The 18004-nt window shown below is 67.9% G+C and carries 16 protein-coding genes; 1 reads left to right on the plus strand and 15 read right to left on the minus strand.

Annotated features, from left to right (window positions below; translation table 11 throughout):
• The 8 genes from FEF15_RS09705 to FEF15_RS09740 all read right to left on the minus strand — a co-directional run bounded on the left by FEF15_RS09705 (position 1) and on the right by FEF15_RS09740 (position 8444).
• Positions 1–885 carry an SMP-30/gluconolactonase/LRE family protein gene (locus tag FEF15_RS09705; protein WP_163558962.1) on the minus strand — a complete coding sequence of 295 codons (885 nt, stop codon included), beginning with the start codon at positions 883–885 and terminating at the stop codon, positions 1–3.
• A 58-nt stretch (positions 886–943) separates the two neighbouring features.
• Complete coding sequence (locus tag FEF15_RS09710) at positions 944–1822, minus strand: aldose 1-epimerase (protein WP_163558963.1); 879 nt, start codon at positions 1820–1822, stop codon at positions 944–946.
• A 10-nt stretch (positions 1823–1832) separates the two neighbouring features.
• Complete coding sequence (locus FEF15_RS09715; RefSeq protein WP_240454128.1) at positions 1833–2993, minus strand: Gfo/Idh/MocA family oxidoreductase; 1161 nt, start codon at positions 2991–2993, stop codon at positions 1833–1835.
• A gap of 18 nt (positions 2994–3011) precedes the next feature.
• On the minus strand, positions 3012–4067 hold the full coding sequence (locus FEF15_RS09720) for a sugar phosphate isomerase/epimerase (RefSeq protein ID WP_163558965.1): 1056 nt from the start codon (positions 4065–4067) through the stop codon (positions 3012–3014).
• A 73-nt stretch (positions 4068–4140) separates the two neighbouring features.
• Positions 4141–5094 carry an ABC transporter substrate-binding protein gene (locus FEF15_RS09725; protein WP_163558966.1) on the minus strand — a complete coding sequence of 318 codons (954 nt, stop codon included), beginning with the start codon at positions 5092–5094 and terminating at the stop codon, positions 4141–4143.
• A 50-nt stretch (positions 5095–5144) separates the two neighbouring features.
• Entirely contained in the window at positions 5145–6164 is a 1020-nt protein-coding gene (locus FEF15_RS09730) for an ABC transporter permease (protein ID WP_163558967.1), read from the minus strand.
• Entirely contained in the window at positions 6145–7674 is a 1530-nt protein-coding gene (locus tag FEF15_RS09735) for a sugar ABC transporter ATP-binding protein (RefSeq protein ID WP_163558968.1), read from the minus strand. The genes FEF15_RS09730 and FEF15_RS09735 overlap by 20 nt, the downstream gene beginning before the upstream one ends.
• A complete protein-coding gene (locus tag FEF15_RS09740) occupies positions 7674–8444 on the minus strand; it encodes an SDR family oxidoreductase (protein WP_163558969.1) in 771 nt (256 codons plus the stop codon). The genes FEF15_RS09735 and FEF15_RS09740 overlap by 1 nt, the downstream gene beginning before the upstream one ends.
• A 242-nt stretch (positions 8445–8686) precedes the next feature.
• On the opposite strand from FEF15_RS09740, the gene FEF15_RS09745 reads away from it, so the two are divergent.
• Positions 8687–9904 (plus strand): ROK family transcriptional regulator, encoded by a 1218-nt coding sequence (locus FEF15_RS09745; protein WP_163558970.1) that lies wholly within the window; start codon positions 8687–8689, stop codon positions 9902–9904.
• Positions 9905–9990: 86 nt separating this feature from the next.
• Here the strand turns inward: FEF15_RS09745 and FEF15_RS09750 are convergent, their stop codons facing one another.
• The 7 genes from FEF15_RS09750 to FEF15_RS09780 all read right to left on the minus strand — a co-directional run bounded on the left by FEF15_RS09750 (position 9991) and on the right by FEF15_RS09780 (position 17980).
• The gene (locus tag FEF15_RS09750; RefSeq protein WP_163558971.1) at positions 9991–11751 is read right to left on the minus strand and encodes a potassium channel protein; all 1761 of its coding nucleotides are present in this window, start codon (positions 11749–11751) and stop codon (positions 9991–9993) included.
• A gap of 62 nt (positions 11752–11813) precedes the next feature.
• Complete coding sequence (locus tag FEF15_RS09755) at positions 11814–12197, minus strand: DUF6394 family protein (protein WP_163558972.1); 384 nt, start codon at positions 12195–12197, stop codon at positions 11814–11816.
• Between the two features lie 137 nt (positions 12198–12334).
• Entirely contained in the window at positions 12335–13516 is a 1182-nt protein-coding gene (gene uxuA, locus FEF15_RS09760) for a mannonate dehydratase (protein WP_163558973.1), read from the minus strand.
• Positions 13517–13531: 15 nt separating this feature from the next.
• Positions 13532–15022, minus strand: a complete 1491-nt coding sequence (locus FEF15_RS09765) for a mannitol dehydrogenase family protein (RefSeq protein ID WP_163558974.1) — start codon at positions 15020–15022, stop codon at positions 13532–13534.
• Positions 15023–15065: 43 nt separating this feature from the next.
• Positions 15066–16346: a TRAP transporter large permease gene (locus FEF15_RS09770; RefSeq protein WP_163558975.1), complete on the minus strand. Its 1281-nt coding sequence runs from the start codon at positions 16344–16346 to the stop codon at positions 15066–15068.
• Positions 16337–16936 carry a TRAP transporter small permease gene (locus FEF15_RS09775; protein ID WP_163558976.1) on the minus strand — a complete coding sequence of 200 codons (600 nt, stop codon included), beginning with the start codon at positions 16934–16936 and terminating at the stop codon, positions 16337–16339. The genes FEF15_RS09770 and FEF15_RS09775 overlap by 10 nt, the downstream gene beginning before the upstream one ends.
• A gap of 75 nt (positions 16937–17011) precedes the next feature.
• A complete protein-coding gene (locus tag FEF15_RS09780) occupies positions 17012–17980 on the minus strand; it encodes a TRAP transporter substrate-binding protein (RefSeq protein WP_163558977.1) in 969 nt (322 codons plus the stop codon).
• Positions 17981–18004 lie beyond the last annotated feature (24 nt).

Raw genomic sequence — 18004 nt, forward strand, 5'->3', positions numbered from 1 at the left:
TCAGGCCCGACAAACCGACTCCCTCAGGCCCGCCACGGGCGCCGGCAGGCTGAACAGGCTGCCGGCCAGCGGCCAACGGCGCTTCCCCTCGGCATCGAGGTGCTGGGTCGCCGTGGTGATGTAGAGCGTGCGCAGGTCGGCCCCGCCGAACGCCACCATGGTCGGGTGGGGACACGGCACCTCGTATTCCGCCATCAGGTCGCCGTCCGGCGAGAACCGTACGATGCGACCGCCGTCGTAGAGCGCACTCCAGTAACACCCTTCGCTGTCCACTGCCGCGCCATCGGGCACCCCGGGCAGCTCCAGCGCGTCCAGATCGACCCAGGTTCGCCCCTCGCCCAGCGTGCCGCTGGCGAGGTCGAAGGGGTAGCGCAGAATGCGCCGGCTCAGCGAGTCGGTGTGGTAGAGCCAGCGCCCGTCGGGGCTGAAGGCGAGTCCGTTGGAAATGGCGATGTCCGTCAGGCACGGCGTCAGCTCTTCCTCATCGAGACGGTAGAGCGCCGCCGTGGGGCTCGTTTCGTCGGCATCGATGGTCCCCACCCAGAGGCGGCCAGCACTGTCGCAGCGGCCATCGTTGAAGCGGTTGCCTCGCCCTTTCTGCCACTCGGGATTGTCGGCCAGTCGCTCGGCCTCGCCGTTCTCCGGCAGGCGCAGGATGCCCGACGCCGCAGCGGCCACCAGCCCCGTGTCCTCAAGGGCGATGCAGCCCACCTGCTCGCCCAGCTCGGTGCGTGTCGGGGCACCGCCGTCCTGCGGTCGCCAGGCGTAGATCGCCCCGCGGTTGATATCCACCCAGTAGAGCGTCCGGCGCGCCACCGACCACACCGGGCTCTCGCCCAGGCTCATGCTCAGATCGTGCACCACCTCGATACGTACCTTGCTCATCGACGGCTCCTCGACTCAGGCAATGCCGCTGACGTCGCTCCTGCCCCTACCGCGACCATCAGGCAAGACGCCGGAAACGCCACCTTTGCCTCAGCGTCTGTCCCCTAGCCAGTTCAACCAGCCCGTGGGCCAGCGGATCGGCGAAGTGATGGGCGTCCACATCGTGGGAGACCGGCTCGAAGCAGAAGAAGTCGGCGTGCTCGCCGGGCGAGTAGACCAGGTAGCGCTCGCCGGGCGAGGCGCTTTCCACCGCCAGGGCCAGCCCCCGCGACGGCCAGGCGATACGCGCCATGCCGGACCAGCCGGTGAAGAGGTTGTCGATGGGGCCGGCGGGCAGCCCGCCTCCCGCGGCGAAGCACCAGGGATCGTCGGAGTCGAGCGGCCGCCAATGGGTCGGCAGCTGAGCGTCGTCCACCTCCCAGACACCCCTGGCCGGGGCCGCCAGGGTCACATCGGCCGTGCGCGGCAGCCAGGGATGCAGCCCCACCCCGTAGGGCACCGGGCCGTCCCCGAGGTGAGTCACCGCCAGCTCGATGCACAGGCTCTCTCCCTCCAGGCGGTAGCCCAGCTCGGCGCGGTGGTCGAACGGCGGCTGCTGGGAGGAACGCAGGGCGAGCCGCAGCTCGGTCTCCGCGGCGGCCACCACCTCCCAGGGCCGCTGCCAGCCGTCTCCGTGGATCGGCAGCGGCTCGCCGGCCAGGTTGGCGGGCAGGTCGTACCGCTGCCCATGCCAGCGGAAGCCGCCGCCGGCGATACGGTTCGACCAGGGCACCAGGGGGTAGAGTCCCATGCCATTCGGGTCGTGGCCCGAGGCGTGCCCGGGTCGAAACAGCGGCTCGGGACCGTGCGGCGTCAGGGCGTCGAAGCGCACCACGCAACCGCCCAGCTCGGGCAGCACTTCCAGGTAGAGCCGGTCATTGCTCAACCGCACGCTCATCGCCCACTCCTCAGACAGTCACCCAGGCACCGCCCGCCTGCGAAGACTCCAGCGCCCGGGTGATGAAGCACACGCCGTCGACGCCATCGCCCACGCCGGGGACGTCGCGCTGGTGGGCGGCGACCTCGGGGCCGCCGCGGCGTGCCCGCAGGTGGGCGGCAAAGTCGCTGTAGAGCTGCGCGAAGGCTTCCAGATAGCCCTCCGGGTGGCCGGGCGGGATGCGCACCGCGGCCATGGCCGCCTCGCCCAGGCCCGGGCCGTGGCGGGTCAGGCGGCGCGGCGGCTCCCCCTGGGGCGTGTAGAGCAGCTCGTTGGGCTCCTCCTGGCGCCACACCAGGCCGCCGCCGCTACCGTAGACGCGCAGTTTCAGACCGTTCTCGTTGCCCGGCGCCACCTGGCTCGACCACAGCATGCCACGGGCGCCGCCCTTGAAGCGCAGCAGCATGTGCACATTGTCGTCCAGGGCGCGGCCTTCCACGAAGGTGTGCAGGTCGGCGGCCAGCGCTTCGACCTCCAGGCCGGTGACGAAGCGCACCAGGTGGTAGGCGTGGGTGCCGATGTCTCCCAGGCAGCCGGCCGGGCCGCTGCGCTTGGGGTCGGTACGCCATTCGGCCTGCTTGACGCCGGCCTCTTCCAGACGGGTGGCCAGCCAGTCCTGGGGATACTCGACCTGCACCACGCGCAGCTCGCCGAGCTCACCGGCGGCGACCATATCGCGGGCCTGGCGAATCAGCGAATAGCCGCTGTAGTTGTGGGTCAGGCCGAAGAAGCGCCCGCTGCGCTCCACCAGCTGCTGCAGCTCCCGGGCATCATCGAGGTCGGTGGTCATCGGCTTGTCGCAGATGACGTCGATGCCCGCTTCGAGGAAGGTCTTGGCCACCTCGAAATGCAGATGATTGGGGGTGACGATGGCGACCACGTCGATGCCGTCGTCGCGGGCTCGCTCGGCCTCGGCCATGGTGCGGTAATCGGGGTAGGCGCGCGCCTCGGCGACGTGCAAGGCCGCCGCCGAGGCGCGACTGCGCTCCGGGTCCGAAGCGAAGGCGCCGGCCACCAGCTCGTAGTGGTCGTCCAGCCGCGCGGCAATGCGATGCACGCCGCCGATGAAGGCGCCCTGGCCGCCGCCGACCATGCCCAGGCGCAGGCGGCGCGGTGTGTCGTGTTGGGTCATGTGCATGGCTCCTTGTCGCTAGTCCAGCCCCAGGATGCGCCGGTTGGCGGCCTCGTCGGTGCCCGTGTCGGCGAAGTCGTCGAAGGCACGCTCGGTGACCTCGATGATGTGGTCGCGGATGAAGGCGGCCCCTTCTCGGGCACCCGCCTCCGGGTGCTTGAGGCAGCATTCCCACTCGAGCACGGCCCAGCCGTGGTAGTCGTTGGCCGCCATCCACGAGAAGAGGTGCTTGAAGTCCACCTGGCCGTCGCCCAGCGAACGGAAACGCCCGGCACGCTGGGTCCAGCCCTGGTAGCCGGAGTAGACGCCCTGCTTGGGGCTGGGATTGAACTCGGCATCCTTGACGTGAAACATCTGGATGCGCTCGCGGTAGACGTCCAGAAAGCCCCGGTAGTCGAGCTGTTGCAGGATCAGGTGGCTGGGGTCGTAGAGGATATGGCAGCGCGGATGATGCCCGACGCGCTCCAGGAACATCTCGTAGGTGATGCCGTCGTGCAGATCCTCGCCGGGGTGAATCTCGTAGCAGAGGTTCACCCCCGCCTCGTCGAAGGCATCGAGGATCGGCCGCCAGCGCCGGGCCAGCTCGTCGAAGGCGCTGTCGATCAGCCCCGCCGGGCGCTGCGGCCAGGGGTAGACGAAGGGCCAGGCCAGGGCGCCGGAGAAGGTGCCGTGGTCGGTGAGCCCCAGGTTGCGCGAGGCGCGCGCCGCCAGGTGCAGCTGCTCCACCGCCCAGGCCTGGCGGGCCTTGGGATTGCCGCGCACCTCGGGCACCGCGAAGCCGTCGAACATCTCGTCGTAGGCCGGATGCACGGCCACCAACTGGCCCTGCAGGTGGGTGGAGAGTTCGGTGAGGGCCAGGCCGTGCTCGGCCAGGGTGCCCAGGATCTCGTCGCAGTAGGTCTGGCTCTCCGCCGCCTGCTTCAGGTCGATCAGGCGAGCGTCCCAACTGGGCAGCTGCACGCCCTCGTAACCCAGGCCAGCCGCCCAGGCGGCGATGCGCTCCAGGCTGTTGAACGGGGCCTCGTCGCCGGCGAACTGCGCCAGGAATAGCGCCGGTCCCTTGATGGTCTTCATATCGAGCCTCTCATGCCGGTGTCACGATCGTCGGACGGACGGCGACACTGCCGGTGCCGCCGCGCCTGCTTCCTCAGAACGGTGAATCGGGGTGATAGTACTGTTCGGCGTTCTCCTGGGTGATCAGCGGCGAGCCGAGGATGTACTCGCCGATCACCGGCCCGTTGGACGTGAAGTGCTGCACGGTGAGGTCCATGGCGGTGGCGATCATCGCCGGCGGATAGAGCACGTCCACGGGCACAAGGTCGTCGCCCTCCATCACCCGTTCGATGATGTCCTTCATGCCGGCCCCGCCGACGATGAACAGCTCGTCCTCGCGCTCGGCCTGGCGCACCGCCTCGATCACCCCCAGGGCGATGTCGTCGTCCTGGGCCCAGACGGCATCGATATTGTCGAAGCGGGCCAGGAAGTCCTGCATCACCTCGAAGCCGTCGTCGCGGTTCCAGTTGGCGTGCTGCATGTCGAGGATCTCGATGTCGCTGCCCTCGATGGCCTCCTGGAAGCCCTGCACCCGCTCGTCGTCGATCACCGTGGGGATGCCGCGCAGCACCACGATCTCGCCCTCGCCGTCGAGCCGCTCGCGGATGTACTCGCCGGAGACGCGCCCCATCTCGTGGTTGTTGCCGGCCACGTAGAGGTCCTCGATGCCCTCCTGGTCGAGCCCGCGGTCGACCACGGTGACGAAGACCCCCTCCTCCTTGACCCGCCTCACCGGGTCGGTGAGCGGCCCCGACTCGAAGGGCAGTACCACCAGAGCATCGATGCTGCGCTGCGACACCAGATCCTCGAGATCGTTGGCCTGCTCGCCGGGATTGCTGGCGGTGGAGATGGTGATCTCGATATCGGGATAGAGTGCCTCGAGGCGCTCCTTGGCCTGCTCGGCATGGAAGTTGACGCCGCCCGTCCAGCCGTGGGTCGCCGCGGGAATCGAGACCCCGATGGTGACCTCCTGCGCCGTGGCGGCGGCCGGCACGCCGACGGCCGCCGAGACGGCCAGGGCGAGTAGTGTCTTCTTGATGTGTGGCATGCTCTTGCTCCTCGTGCTTGTGCTTGTTGTCGCTGCCAGTGCTGACGGGCTCAGGGTCCCGCCTTCCTCCACGATGCGCGCTGCAGGTAGACCGCCACGATGATGATGATCCCCTGCACCGTACCGTTGAGATAGTTGGAGATGGCGTCGGTGAGGTTGAGGATGTTGCCGATCATGGTCAGCATGATGGCGCCCACCACCGTGCCCCAGATGCGGCCGTGGCCGCCCTTGAGCACGGTGCCACCGATGATCACCGCGGCGATCGCCTCGAGCTCCCAGAGCACCCCGGTAGCCCCCGACGCCGAGCCCAGCCGCGGCACGTAGATGATGGTCGCCACGGCGACGCAGACGCCCTGCAATACATAGGTCAGGGTCTTGATGCGATCGACGCGGATCGCGCTGTACTCGGCCACCTTCTCGTTGGAGCCGATGGCGAAGCAGTAGCGCCCGAAGCGGGTATGGTTGAGCAGCACGTAACCGACCACGGCGACCAGCAGGAACACCAGCACCGGGATGGGCACGCCCAGCAGGCTGTCGTAGTAGACCGGGCGATAGATGTCGCGAATGTCCCAGTCCAGGGTCAGGGTGCCGCCGTCGGCCAGGTAGGTGACCAGCGACCGGTAGATGCCCATGGTGCCCAGGGTGACGATGAATGCCTCGATCTTGCCCTTGGTGGTGACGATGCCGTTGATGACGCCGGCACCGGCACCCAGGATCAGTGAGGCACCCACGCCCAGCATCACCGTGGTCAGGCCGGCACCGAACTGCTCCACCAGGCCGTTCATCAGGATGATCATCACCCCGGCGATGAAGGCCGCCATGGAGCCCACCGAGAGATCCAGGCCACCGGCGGTGATGACGAAGGTGGCCCCCACGGCGATGATGCCGATGAAGGCACTCCGGGTGAGCATGTTGGTGAGGTTGTCCAGCCCCAGGAAGGCGGGGTTGATCAGTACCCCCAGCAACGCCAGGGCCAGCAGGGCGATGAAGGGCCCCCAGGTCTTGAGATCCAGGGAGAAGCCGCCACCGCGGGACGGTTGCGCTTTGCGCTCAGGCACGACGTCGTTCATCCGCTTCTCCCCCCTTGATGCCGGATGCGTACTGCATGATTTCGTGTTCATTGATCTGCTCGCCCTCGAGGATGCCGGTCAGCTCACCGGCACACATCACCGCGACCCGGTGCGCCAGTCCGATCAGCTCGGGCATCTCCGAGGAGATGAGGATCACCGAGCGCCCGGCATCGGTGAGCTCGCGGATGAAGCGATAGATCTGCTGCTTGGTGCCCACGTCGATACCCCGGGTCGGCTCGTTGATGATGACGATCTCGGGGTCGATGGACATGACCTTGGCCAGCAGCAGCTTCTGCTGGTTGCCGCCGGAGAGCTCGCCGGCGCTGCGCACCGCGGTGCGCAGGCGGATGTCGAAGCGCTCGACGGCCTCCTGGAAGGCCTGCTCTTCACGGCGACGATCGATCAGCGGGCGGCAGTAGGCACGCAGGTTGAGCAGGGTGAAGTTGGGGCGCAGGCCCATATTGAGCACCAGCCCCTTGCCCTTGCGATCGTCGGTGAGGTAGGCGATACGCTCGCGCACGGCATCGCGCAGGTGGCGCAGGGTCACCGGGCGCCCGTTGCGCCGCACCTCGCCGCTCGTGCGGGGCCGCAGGCCCAGCAGCGACTCGAGCAGCGCCGTCCGTCCGGCCCCCACCACCCCGCCGAAGCCCAGCACCTCGCCGCGGCGCAGGGTGAAACTGGCCCGGCGCACCGCCCCGGGCACCACGATGTCACGGGCCTCCAGCACGATCGGCGCATCGTCGGCAACCGGCGTGCGCTCGGGGTACATCTCGGTGATCTCGCGCCCCACCATCATCCTCGCCATGTCCTCCTTGCTGCGCCCCGCCACCGGTCCGGTATCGATGCGCTGGCCATCGCGCAGCACGGTGACACGATCGGCGATGCGCTCGATCTCACGCAACTTGTGGGAGATGTAGAGGATCGCCACCCCACGCCGGCGCAGCCGATCGACCAGGGCGAAGAGCACCTCGACCTCGTGCTCGGTCAGGCTGGCGGTGGGCTCGTCCATGATCAGCACGCGCACGTCGCGGGTCACCGCCTTGGCGATCTCCACCATCTGCTGATCGGAGGTCGATAGGTCCTTGACCCGGGCACGGGGATCGACCCGGGTTTCCAGCTCGGCCAGGGCCTCGCGACAGCGCTCGCGCATGGCCCGACGGTCGAGGAAGGGACCGCGGCGTAGCTCGCGGCCCAGGAAGACGTTCTCCTCCACCGTCAGTTGCCCGGCCAGTGCCAGCTCCTGGTGGATCATCACGATGCCCTCGGCCTCCGCCTCGCCGCTGCCGCGGAAGCGGCGTGGCGCGCCATCGAGTCGCACTTCCCCCGCGCTGGGCGGCAGGTAACCGGCGAGGATCTTGACCAGAGTCGACTTCCCGGCACCGTTCTCGCCCAGCAGGGCATGCACCTCACCGCGATTCAGCGTCAGATCGATACCGAACAGCACCTGGTTGCCGCCGAAGGCGCGATCGATACCCCGGGCTTCGAGCACGGTAGCGTGTTCATGGCTCATCAGCCCCACCCTCCGTCGACCGGGATAGCGGCACCGGTGAGCTGGGCACTGTCATCCGCGGCCAGGAACAGCACCGCGGGGGCCACGTGCTCGGGCAGCAGGCGCACCTTGAGGCACTGGTGCTCCTGGATGCGCGCCTCGTCCTCGGGGCCGATCCAACGCTCGAGCTGGCGCGCGGTTAGGATGCAGCCGGGCACCACGGTGTTGACGCGGATATTCTGAGTGCCGAGATCACGGGCCAAGCTGCGGGTCAGACCGTGCACCGCCGCCTTGGCGGTAACATAGGCGGAGAGATTGCCGATGGCGTTCTGTACGCTGATCGAGCCGAAGTTGATGATCGAGCCGCCGCCGGCCGCCGCCATGCGTTCGGCAACGGCCTGGATAGCGAAGAACATGGGGCGCAGGTTGAGCGACATGCGCTCGTTCCAGTCGTCGACGCTCAACTCGCGCCAGTCGTGGCGTTCGTCGTTGGCGGCGTTATTGACCAGGGTGCGAATCGGTCCCAGCGACTGGACCGTCTCGTCGAGGGCGGCCCGCAGCGCATCGACGTCGCGGACATCGCAGTGCTGATACAGCGGCGCATGGCCGCTTTCCTGCTCGATCTCCCGGCAGAGACGTCGGCTGGCCGCCTCGTCGATGTCAACGAAGGCGACCCGGGCTCCTTGACGATGGAAAGCGCTCACCAGGGCGGCGCCGATGCCGCTACCGCCGCCAGTAACGAAGACCACGCGGTCCTCGAGACTGGGGTAGCGAGCGGAAGGATCTGTCATGGGCATCACCGGTTATTGTTGTGGATTTGTTGAGCCAGCTCAGGATTTACTTTAGGCAGAAAAATAAATCACTGCAGATTCAACTTTGGTCGCAATGCATTCACGTCCCTATCGCCCCACTACCAGCGTCATCCCGAGAGTAAACCCGCTTCGTCGACGGAAAACGCACCTGGAACTGGAAAATTCGACGGTTTTACGCTGATATAATTTAGTCCTCAAAATAATCTGGAAGCGAAGTCACCATGACCAGCCTAGTGCCCGATCCCACCAGGAGGGACAACACGCTCGCCATCGTCGCCACCCTACGCAACCAGGGCCCCATGGCTCGCGTCGACCTGGGTACGGCCAACGGCATCAGTTCGGCCACGGTGACGGCAATCGCCACCGAGCTGCTGCGCCACGGCCTGGTCACCGAACTGCCCGCCGAACCCCACCGTCACGGCGGCCGGGGGCGCCCCAAGACACTGATTCGTCTGGATCCCGAGGCGGCACGAGTGGTCTGCGTCAAGCTGTCGCTCAACGAAGTGCAGGTGGTAGTGGGTGACTTCACCGGCCAGGTACGCCACGCCGAGACATGCACGCTGAACACCGCCGGCCTGACCCCGGAGGCGCTCTGCGATCTCCTCGAGGAGCGGATTCTTGCGACGCTGGCCCCCCTGCCGGGTGAGCCACGCGAGCTGGGCGGTGTCTGCCTCGCCGTGCAGGGCGTGGTGTCGCCGGCCAGCGGCAGGCTCATCTGGTCGCCGGCGCTGCGCTTTCGCAACGCCCCCCTGGCGGCCCCCTTGGCCGAGCGCCTCGGCTGCCCGGTACTGCTGGAGAACGACGCCAACTGCATCGCCAGCATGCTCGCCCGCCAGCCGGCATACGCCGATACCCCCAACCTCGCGGTCATCATGCTCGGCTACGGCATCGGCATGTCGGTGCTGATCGATGGCAAGCCATTCCTAGGCGCCGGCGGCTCGGCGGCCGAGATCGGCCATAGCAAGTTCGAACCCGGTGGCGCTCTGTGCGCCTGCGGTCGGCGCGGTTGCATCGAGGCCTATACGAGTGACTACGCGATCTACCGCGAGGCCCATGCCCTGCTGCCGCTGCCGCCGGGCGACAGCGCCCACCCCTCGGAAGAGCAGATGCAGACCCTGGTACGCCTCGCCGAGCAAGGCGACCCAGTGGCCCGGCAGATCTACCACAAGGCAGGACGCGCTCTGGGCTTCGGCATCGCCAACGTGCTGGCCCTGTTCAACCCCGACCTGGTGCTGATCACCGGCTCGGGCGTGCGGGGGTATGCGGCGATGCGCCCCGCTCTGGAGGCGGCCATCGACGAGGCCCTAGTGCCCGAGCTGGTGGGCGCGAGCCGGCTGGCGATACACCCCTGGGACCGCGACATGACCTGCCTCGGCGGCATCGGCATGATCCTGGATGCCACCGACGCCACGCAATTGGCCAGTGTCGTACAGCCCTGACGGGAGCGTGCATGCCCCGCGAGTTGCCGGCGGTGATCGCCGGACTCATGTCCTAGGATGCCGTCGTACTCACGCGGCCGATGCTTTCATGGCCGGGTCCGACGGCCGTTCGGCTTATGAGCGCTGCGACGACGCCGTAACCTACCTTCCAGCCAGGCGAACGCGTAGCCGCACGGCTCATCGACCCCCGTTACGACATACCGAAGCGTATAGGGATTATGGAGCGTCGCCTGCAGGATGAGCGCCACCCACTGGACCCCGCAGAAGAGAATCTCGTCACCGGCTAGGAGCGGACAAGCCTCATCCGGAAGCATGATCGAATGGCCCGCCCTGCGGATCGCGAGTGCCTCGCACGGAAGCCCCTCCGGGAACACGCGTGCATCGCGGCACAGCGCACCGAGCGTGATCACTCCACCCTTGTCCAGATAGTCGGTCACGGCCGGGGCCTCCCCCGGGATCAGCCTGACCGACCAGAGGTGCGGAGGCTCCGCCCCCACCGCCGCCTGAAGACGGGCCACCAGTTCTTGCGTCAGGGCCGGTTCGCGGTCGGCGAGCCAGTCGATCAGTTCCTGGACGAGCGGCGAGATCAGCAGCTTCAGGATCCGGCGCGCCGTTGTCAGGCTGTGCTGGAGGACCAGGTCGGCCCGCGCGGCGTCGAACGCGACCTGATTCGCATGACTGTTCTGGCGCACGATGCGAAACGCCTCCGGATTGAGCTCCACCACCGACAACAGCGTACTGAGATTGTCCGAATCGCGATTCGTCGCGGCGACGACCCCGGCCGCGTCGTCGATCCCCGCCGCTTCCAGGGCCGAATGATCCGCATGCGCCTGGACCATGATCGTACCGTCTCCGGCCACTGTGGCGTCCACTTCCGGATCGATAATGCGTACCCCGACGCCATGGACCTGGAGGTAGCGATGGATGCAGTGCCCCATTCGTCCGTACCCGCAGAGAATCCAGTTGCCCCGCGGGACCTGTATCGGTGCCCCGAGTTCGACGCCACGTGCGCCCACGAACCACGCATTGAGGTTGTGAAGTTCAGGGCGTGCGATCGCCCAGTAGAGGAGTTGAGCGAAAATCTCGAAGGGGTTGACGACCGTGACATTGTCCAGCGCGCGCAGATTGGCCTCGTGGCGGGCCGAGGTCGATCGACAGATGACCCGCAGCCGCGGGTTCAGGTGCCGTGCCATCACCGCAATCTTGAGATTGATGTCGTCATCGTTCGTCAGCGCGACCAGAGCCCGGCATGCGGTGTGTTCTACACCCGCGGCCAGGAGGTGTTTCGGCGCGCTGGCATCCGCATGGAGTCCCGGCATCGCGACCGTGTAATCGCGCACGCCCAGTGCCTTGATGCGCTCCGGGTCGGAATCGAGTATCACCGCCCGCATCCGGTGGTCGCTCAGGCCCCGAGCCAGCAGGCTGCCGGTATCGCCGAAACCGCAGAGGATGACGAAAGGTTCCACGTTGCCTTTGACCTTGCGGGCGAACCGGAACTCATCCATGGCCTGGATGAAATGGGGATTCTGAACCAGACGAATCAGGGATCCGATCGCATAGAACCACGCGATGACGCCGGTATAGAGGCAGAAGATCGTCCACAGGCGCTGCTCGTCGCTGAAGCCGTTCGGCAGTTCGCCGAAACCGGTGGTGGTCGCCGTGTAGGTGAAGAAATAGAAGGCGTGGAAAAGACTCATGTAGGTCGTCTCACCATCGACGACCCGTCCTGGCATCAGCGCCATGCCCATGATGCCCACCGAATACACGAACAGCAGCGCGAACAGCGGCCGGCGCATATAGCGCAGGACGATCATCGTCACACGGTCGAGATTGGAGGTCGGCGTCATGCGTTCACCCCTCCCTCTGCCAGTCCCGGATCGAGGCTGCCACGCTGAACCGGCCCGCGCGGCTAACGCCGCGAGAGCAGCGTATCGCCCACCAGAATCGCCGTCGCGACGATATTCGCGACCAGCGCCCCCTTGGCGATCGAGACGATATCGGCCATGTCTCCCGGCCCCGGTCCGCCCCCGGCACCGCCGTCCGCGACGATCCAGACGACACGCGCCGTGATCAGCAGCAGACCGGCAACCAGGCCGGACGCCAGCAGCAACGCCCCGGTCTGGGAGCGATCCCCCAGTTTCAGGCCGATCGCGACAAGATTGACGATGATGGCGAGCGTCAGAATCCACACATTGTAGTGTGCGGACGCCTCGACGCCCCCCATGACGAACGCGTAATTGAGGCTCAGGGTGAGGATGATGAAAAAACCGAAGACGACGCGTTCGAGATTCATGGGCCTGCTCCTGGCCGGGTCGCGCCGTCAGTATAGGCATGGGCCTTCTGGGACCGCGAACGCCACCCCGGCGCCGGGCACCCCGACCCTCCGGCCGAGAGGCTGCGAAGCGCCGCCTTGCCTGCCTGTCGGCTGGGTCAGCCCGGCGTCAAATGCCTGACGGCAAGCTCCACCCCGCGCAGCTCGGCGAGCCCCTTGAGGCGCCCGTAGAGCGGATAGCCCGGGGCCGTGCGGCGCTGCTGGTCGTCGAGCAGATGGTGGCCGTGATCGGGGCGCAGCGGCAGGCGCGGGCCGCCCTCGTTCTCGCGACGCCGCTCCTCGGCGACCAGCGCGGCGATCACCGCCACCATGTCCACGTCGCCGGCGAGGTGCGCCGCCTCATGGAAGGTGCGCGGGTCAGCCGCCTCGCGCTTCGTCGAACGCAGGTGGGCGAAGTAGACCCTGGGGCCAAAGCGCCGCGCCATGGCGGCCAGGTCGATGTCGGCACGCACGCCGTAGGAACCGGTGCACAGGGTCAGGCCGTTGGCGGGGCTGGGCACCGCATCGAGCAGCCACTGGGCGTCGTCGGGGGTGGAAACCACCCGCGGTAGCCCCAGCAGCGGGCGCGGCGGGTCGTCGGGGTGAATCGCCAGGCGGATGCCCACTTCCTCGGCCACCGGCACCACTGCCTCGAGGAAATGGCGCAGGTTCTCGCGCAGCCGCGCGGCGTCGATGCCGTCATAGGCGGCCAGGGCCTCGCGGAACTGCGCCAGGGTGTAGTGCTCCTCCGCCCCCGGCAGGCCGGCGATCAGGGTATCGACCAGGGCGTCGCGGCCGGCCGCATCGAGGCTATCGAGGTAGGCCCGGGCCGCGGTCTGCTCGGCCTCGCTGTACTCGGCCGCCGCCCCGGGCCGGGCGAGCAGATAGAGGTCGAAGGCGGCGAAGGCGGTCTGGTCGAAGCGCAGCGCCAGGCCGCCCTCCGGCAGGCGCCAGGCCAGGTCGGTGCGGGTCCAGTCGAGCACCGGCATGAAGTTGTAGCAGACGGTGTCGATGCCGCAGGCGGCCAGGTTGCGCAGCGTCTCGGCGTAGGTGGCGATCAGGCCGTCGCGCTCGGGGCGACCCTGCTTGACCGCCTCGGGCACCGGCACGCTCTCCACCACCGACCAGGACAGGCCGGCCGCCTCGATCAGCGCCTTGCGCTCGGCGATGGCGGCCACCGACCAGGCCCGGTCGTTGGGCACCTCGTGCAGCGCGGTGACGATCCCGGCCGCGCCGGTCTGGCGGATCTCGTCGAGACGGATGGGGTCGGCGGGGCCGAACCAGCGCCAGGTGTGTTCCATGGGTAGGCTCCTCTGTCAGGCTCGCACCAGCGCCGCCAGGGCGGCGTCGAGCCCCTGGTCGGCCAGGGTACGGTAGGCGGCGGTCACCGCATCGGCGAAGCCCGGAGCCGCCGCCAACGCCGGCGGCACGATATCGTCCATGCCCAGGAAGGCGGCGACCAGCGCCGGCACATCGCCGCCGTGCCGCTCGTGCAGCTCGGCGAAGCGCCACGCCAGGGGGTCGTCCACCGTATAGGCCTGGCCCTGGCGGTCGCGGCCGGCGGTGTAGCGAATCCAGGCCGCCGTGCCCAGGGCCACGCAGGGCGCGGCCTCGCCCAGCCGGTAGCAGTGCCGGGCCCCCTCGAACCAGCGCTGCGGCAGCTTCTGGCTGCCGTCCATGGCGATCTGGTGCAAGCGGTGCTGCAGGCTGTCGTTGGCGAAGCGTGACAGCAGCGACTCGGCGTAGGCAGCGAGGTCGGTGCCCTCGGGCATGGCCAGCGTCGGCGCCGCCTCCTCCAGCATGTAGCGGTGCAGCAGGGCGCGCAGGTCGGGATGGCGCACGGCATCGACCACCGTGGCGATGCCCTCCGGCGCCCCCAGGTAGGCGAGCAGCGAGTGGCTGCCGTTGAGCAGGCGCAGCTTCATGGTCTCGAAGGGCGCCACGTCGGCGACCGTCTCCACGCCGACCGCCTCCCAGTCGGGGCGCCCCTGGGGAAAGTTGTCCTCCACCACCCACTGGGCGAAGGTCTCGCACACCACGGCGTTGGGGTCGTCGACGTCGAGCTCGGCCAGCCGCGCGAAATCCGCCTCGGTCATCGCCGGCACGATGCGGTCGACCATGCTGCACGGGAAGGCCACGGCGCGAGCGATCCAGTCGGCGAGCGATGCATCGCGGTGCATGGCCAGCTGCACCACCGCGGCGCGGGTGCGCTTGCCGTTGTTGGGCATGTTGTCGCAGGAGAGCACCGTGAAGGGCGCCAAGCCGAGGGCGCGACGCCGCGCCAGCGCCTCGACCAGCAGGCCCGGCGCGGTGCACGGCGCCTGGGGGGTGGCGATGTCCGCGGCGATCATCGGGTCCTCGCTGAGCAGCGAGCCGGTGGCCGGGTTGAGAAAATAGCCCTTCTCGGTGACGGTGAGGGTTACCAGGCGCACGTCCCCCGAGGTCAGCCGCGCGAGCAGCGCCTCGCGGTCGCGCCCCCAGCGCCCCTCGCCGTCGCCGCCGGCACTCTTGTCTTGCCCCGTGAAGTGCGTCTCCTCGATCACGCCGATCTCGCGCAGGGTCAGGTGCTCACGGTCGCGATACTCGGCCACGTGGTAACGATGGCCGGCCTCGCGCAAGGCGTCGACCAGCGCGACGCCGCCGCGCAGGTTGGCCGCGCTCACCCCCCAGACGCTGTCGCCGCTGTGCTGGCGATAGCGCTCCAGGTAGACCGCCTGGTGGGCACGATGGAAGGCGCCCAGGCCCAGGTGGACGATGCCGATGCGGCCGCTGGCCGGCGCGGCCGGCACGCGTTGGACTTCACTCATTGCAGACTCCTCGATCTTGTCTCACGGCGGGCCGCGCCACGCCTCACTGCCCCATGATCAGGTTAGGCAACCACAGCGAGATCGCCGGCACGTAGGCCACCAGCAGCAGCACGACGAGGTTGCACGCCAGGAAGGGCAGGATGGCGCGCGCCACGGTGAGCATGGGCAGCTTGCCGATGCCCGACACCACGAACAGGCAGACCCCGACCGGCGGCGTGGTAAGACCGATCATCAGGTTGAGCACCGCCATCACCGCGAAGTGCACCGGGTCCATGCCCACTCCGGTGGCCACCCCGAGCAGCGCCGGGAAAAGAATGATCAGCGCGGCGATGGTCTCCATGAAGGTGCCCACGAACAACAGGATCAGGTTGAGGATCAGGATCACCACGATGGGGTTGTCGCTGATCGCCAGGATGAGGTCGGCCACCATCTGCGGGATCTGCTGGCTGGTGAGAATCCAGCCGAACAGGTTGGCCAGGCCCACCAGCAGCAGCAGCGCCGAGGAGGTGAGCACCGTGTCGCTGAGGATCGCCGGCAGCTTGCGCCAGGTGAGCCCCTTGTAGACGTACATGCCGACCACCAGGGCGTAGAGACTGGCCACGATGGACGCCTCGGTGGGCGTGAAGAAACCCCCGATGATCCCGTAGAGGATGATGCCCGTCATCAGCAGGGCCCAGAAGGCGGTGCGCCCCTCGCGCAGCAGCTGGCGCAGCGGCACCCGCGCCTCCTTGGGGTAGCCGCGACGCACCGCCAGCAGATAGACGGTGACCATCATCGCCACGCCGAGCAGCAGCCCCGGCACGGCGCCGGCCAGGAACATGCGCCCCACCGAGACCCCGGTCAGCGAGCCGGCAATGATCATCGGCACGCTGGGCGGGATGATCGGCCCGATGGTCGAGGAGGCGGCGGTGACGGCCGCGGCGAACGGCTTGTCGTAACCCGACTTGGCCATGCCCGGGATCATCACCGAGCCGATGCTCGCCGCATCCGCCACCGCCGTGCCCGAGATGCCGCCGAAGATCATCGAACCGCCCACGTTGGCCAGTCCCAGACCGCCGCGGATATGGCCCATGAGCGCGTTGCAGAAGCGCACGATGTACTGGGTGATATTGCCCACGTTCATCAGGTTGCCGGCGAGCACGAAGCCGGGAATGCACAGCAGCACGAAGGTGTCGATGCCGGCGTACATGCGCTGGGGCACGATGGTCAGGGAGATGCCCTCGAGCAGCAGGTAGACGAGCGAGGCGATACCCAGCGAAAAGGCGATGGGAATCCCGAGGAGCAGCAGCACCAGAAAGGTCACGAACAGCAGGGTCACTTCCATGACGGAGCTTCCTCCTCGGGATCGATGGGCCCGCGCACCAGGGCTACCAGCCCCTCGACGACACCGATGACGCTGTAGACGAGCACCAGGGCGAACAGTACCACGGTGGAAAAGAAGATATAGAGCATGGGCACCTTGAGGGTCGGCGAGGTCTGCCAGGCCCCGTTTTCGGCGTACGCCCAGGCGTAGGGCAGCACGATAAGGGCGAACGCCCCGACCACCAGGCACACCAGCACTTGGTAGAGGGCGCGGCCGCGCGGGCCCAGCCAGTGCTGGAAGAGTTCCACGCTGACGTGGCGGTGACGATGGATCACCGCACCGGAGGAGAGCGCCACCATGTAGATGAACAGATAACGCGACAACTCTTCGGTCCAGGCCGGGGAGAAGGGCAGGAAGAGCCGCCCGGCGATCTGCAGCATCACCGTGGCGGCGATACCCAGCAGGGCCAGCGTGGCCAGGGCGGTGAAGAGGCGGTCGGACCAGCCGATCAGCCACCCCACCCGGCCTGGCAGCTTGGGCACCTTCGACAGGGCATCCAGGTCGTCGACGACCCGACGCTCGTCCACCGCGCCCTGTTCACGAGTCGACATAGGGGTACCTCACTGCGGCGGCCAGCCGCGGGTTGAACAGGCCTCGGGCGAGCCATGCCCGCCCGAGACGAAGGCTCACAGGTCCTGGATGGCGTCGAGCAGCTCACGCTGCTCCTCGTTGAGGGATTCACGCACGGCGGGAAGCGCCTGCTCGGCGAACGCCTCGCTGTCGACCTCGACGAATTCCATGCCCTGCTCGGCGAGAGCGTCTCGCAGGCGCTGCTCGTCTTCGGCGAAGAGCTCGGCCTCATGGGCCTGCATGGTCTCGGCGGCGTCGAAGATCACCTGCTGCAGCTCTTCGGGCATCGCCTCGAGCTGGTTCTTGCCGATGACCACGTAGATCCAGCTGCGCACGTGGCCGGTGAGGTTCACGTAATCCTGCACCTCGTAGAAGCTGGCGCTCTCGATCAGGCTCAGCGGGTTCTCCTGGCCCTCGATGGTGTTCTGCTGCAGGGCGGTGAACACCTCGCTGAAGGCCATGGGGGTGGGCCGCGCGCCCAGCGCCTCCCAGGTATCCACGAACAGCGGCACGTTGGGCACGCGCAGGCGCAGGCCGTCGAGGTCGTCGGGATGCTCGATCGGCCGGTTGGAAGTCAGGTGGCGCGGACCGCGCTCGAACCAGGCCAGCGGGACCAGGTTCGCGCTCTGGGTGATCTGCGTCTCGATCTCCTCGCCGATCTCGCCGTTCACCGCATCGTGCAGGTGCTCGGAGTCGCGGAAGGCGTAGGGCACCGCCATCATCGCCGCCTTGGGCGCCCAGTTCTGCAGGCTCTCGCCGGTGATGGTCATGTCGGCGGTGCCCAGCTGGATGCTGTTGATCACGTCCATCTCGGCGCCGAGCTGCTCATTGGGGAAGATTTCCACGGCAATGCGCCCGTCGGAGTTGGCCTCGACCTCCTCCTTGAACTTCTCGGCGGCCAGGTGCCAGATGTTCTCCGTGTTGGCGAGGTGGCCGAACTGCAGGGTGTAGTCGGCGGCCAGCAGCGACTGGCTGCCGAACAGGGTGGCCCCGAGGGCGGTCGCGGTGATGAGCTGCTTGAGCATGGCTGAAACTCCTGACTGACTTGT

This window comes from Halomonas sp. NO4 (genome assembly GCF_010994375.1).
Taxonomy (GTDB): domain Bacteria; phylum Pseudomonadota; class Gammaproteobacteria; order Pseudomonadales; family Halomonadaceae; genus Halomonas.

Coding starts and splice junctions, on each gene's coding strand:
- FEF15_RS09765 (WP_163558974.1), bottom strand. CDS start 15,022: ATGAGTGAAGTCCAACGCGTGCCGGCCGCGCCGGCCAGCGGCCGCATC.
- FEF15_RS09740 (WP_163558969.1), bottom strand. CDS start 8,444: ATGACAGATCCTTCCGCTCGCTACCCCAGTCTCGAGGACCGCGTGGTC.
- FEF15_RS09720 (WP_163558965.1), bottom strand. CDS start 4,067: ATGAAGACCATCAAGGGACCGGCGCTATTCCTGGCGCAGTTCGCCGGC.
- FEF15_RS09715 (WP_240454128.1), bottom strand. CDS start 2,993: ATGACCCAACACGACACACCGCGCCGCCTGCGCCTGGGCATGGTCGGC.
- uxuA (WP_163558973.1), bottom strand. CDS start 13,516: ATGGAACACACCTGGCGCTGGTTCGGCCCCGCCGACCCCATCCGTCTC.
- FEF15_RS09770 (WP_163558975.1), bottom strand. CDS start 16,346: ATGGAAGTGACCCTGCTGTTCGTGACCTTTCTGGTGCTGCTGCTCCTC.
- FEF15_RS09775 (WP_163558976.1), bottom strand. CDS start 16,936: ATGTCGACTCGTGAACAGGGCGCGGTGGACGAGCGTCGGGTCGTCGAC.
- FEF15_RS09755 (WP_163558972.1), bottom strand. CDS start 12,197: ATGAATCTCGAACGCGTCGTCTTCGGTTTTTTCATCATCCTCACCCTG.
- FEF15_RS09745 (WP_163558970.1), top strand. CDS start 8,687: ATGACCAGCCTAGTGCCCGATCCCACCAGGAGGGACAACACGCTCGCC.
- FEF15_RS09705 (WP_163558962.1), bottom strand. CDS start 885: ATGAGCAAGGTACGTATCGAGGTGGTGCACGATCTGAGCATGAGCCTG.
- FEF15_RS09710 (WP_163558963.1), bottom strand. CDS start 1,822: ATGAGCGTGCGGTTGAGCAATGACCGGCTCTACCTGGAAGTGCTGCCC.
- FEF15_RS09780 (WP_163558977.1), bottom strand. CDS start 17,980: ATGCTCAAGCAGCTCATCACCGCGACCGCCCTCGGGGCCACCCTGTTC.
- FEF15_RS09750 (WP_163558971.1), bottom strand. CDS start 11,751: ATGACGCCGACCTCCAATCTCGACCGTGTGACGATGATCGTCCTGCGC.
- FEF15_RS09725 (WP_163558966.1), bottom strand. CDS start 5,094: ATGCCACACATCAAGAAGACACTACTCGCCCTGGCCGTCTCGGCGGCC.
- FEF15_RS09730 (WP_163558967.1), bottom strand. CDS start 6,164: ATGAACGACGTCGTGCCTGAGCGCAAAGCGCAACCGTCCCGCGGTGGC.
- FEF15_RS09735 (WP_163558968.1), bottom strand. CDS start 7,674: ATGAGCCATGAACACGCTACCGTGCTCGAAGCCCGGGGTATCGATCGC.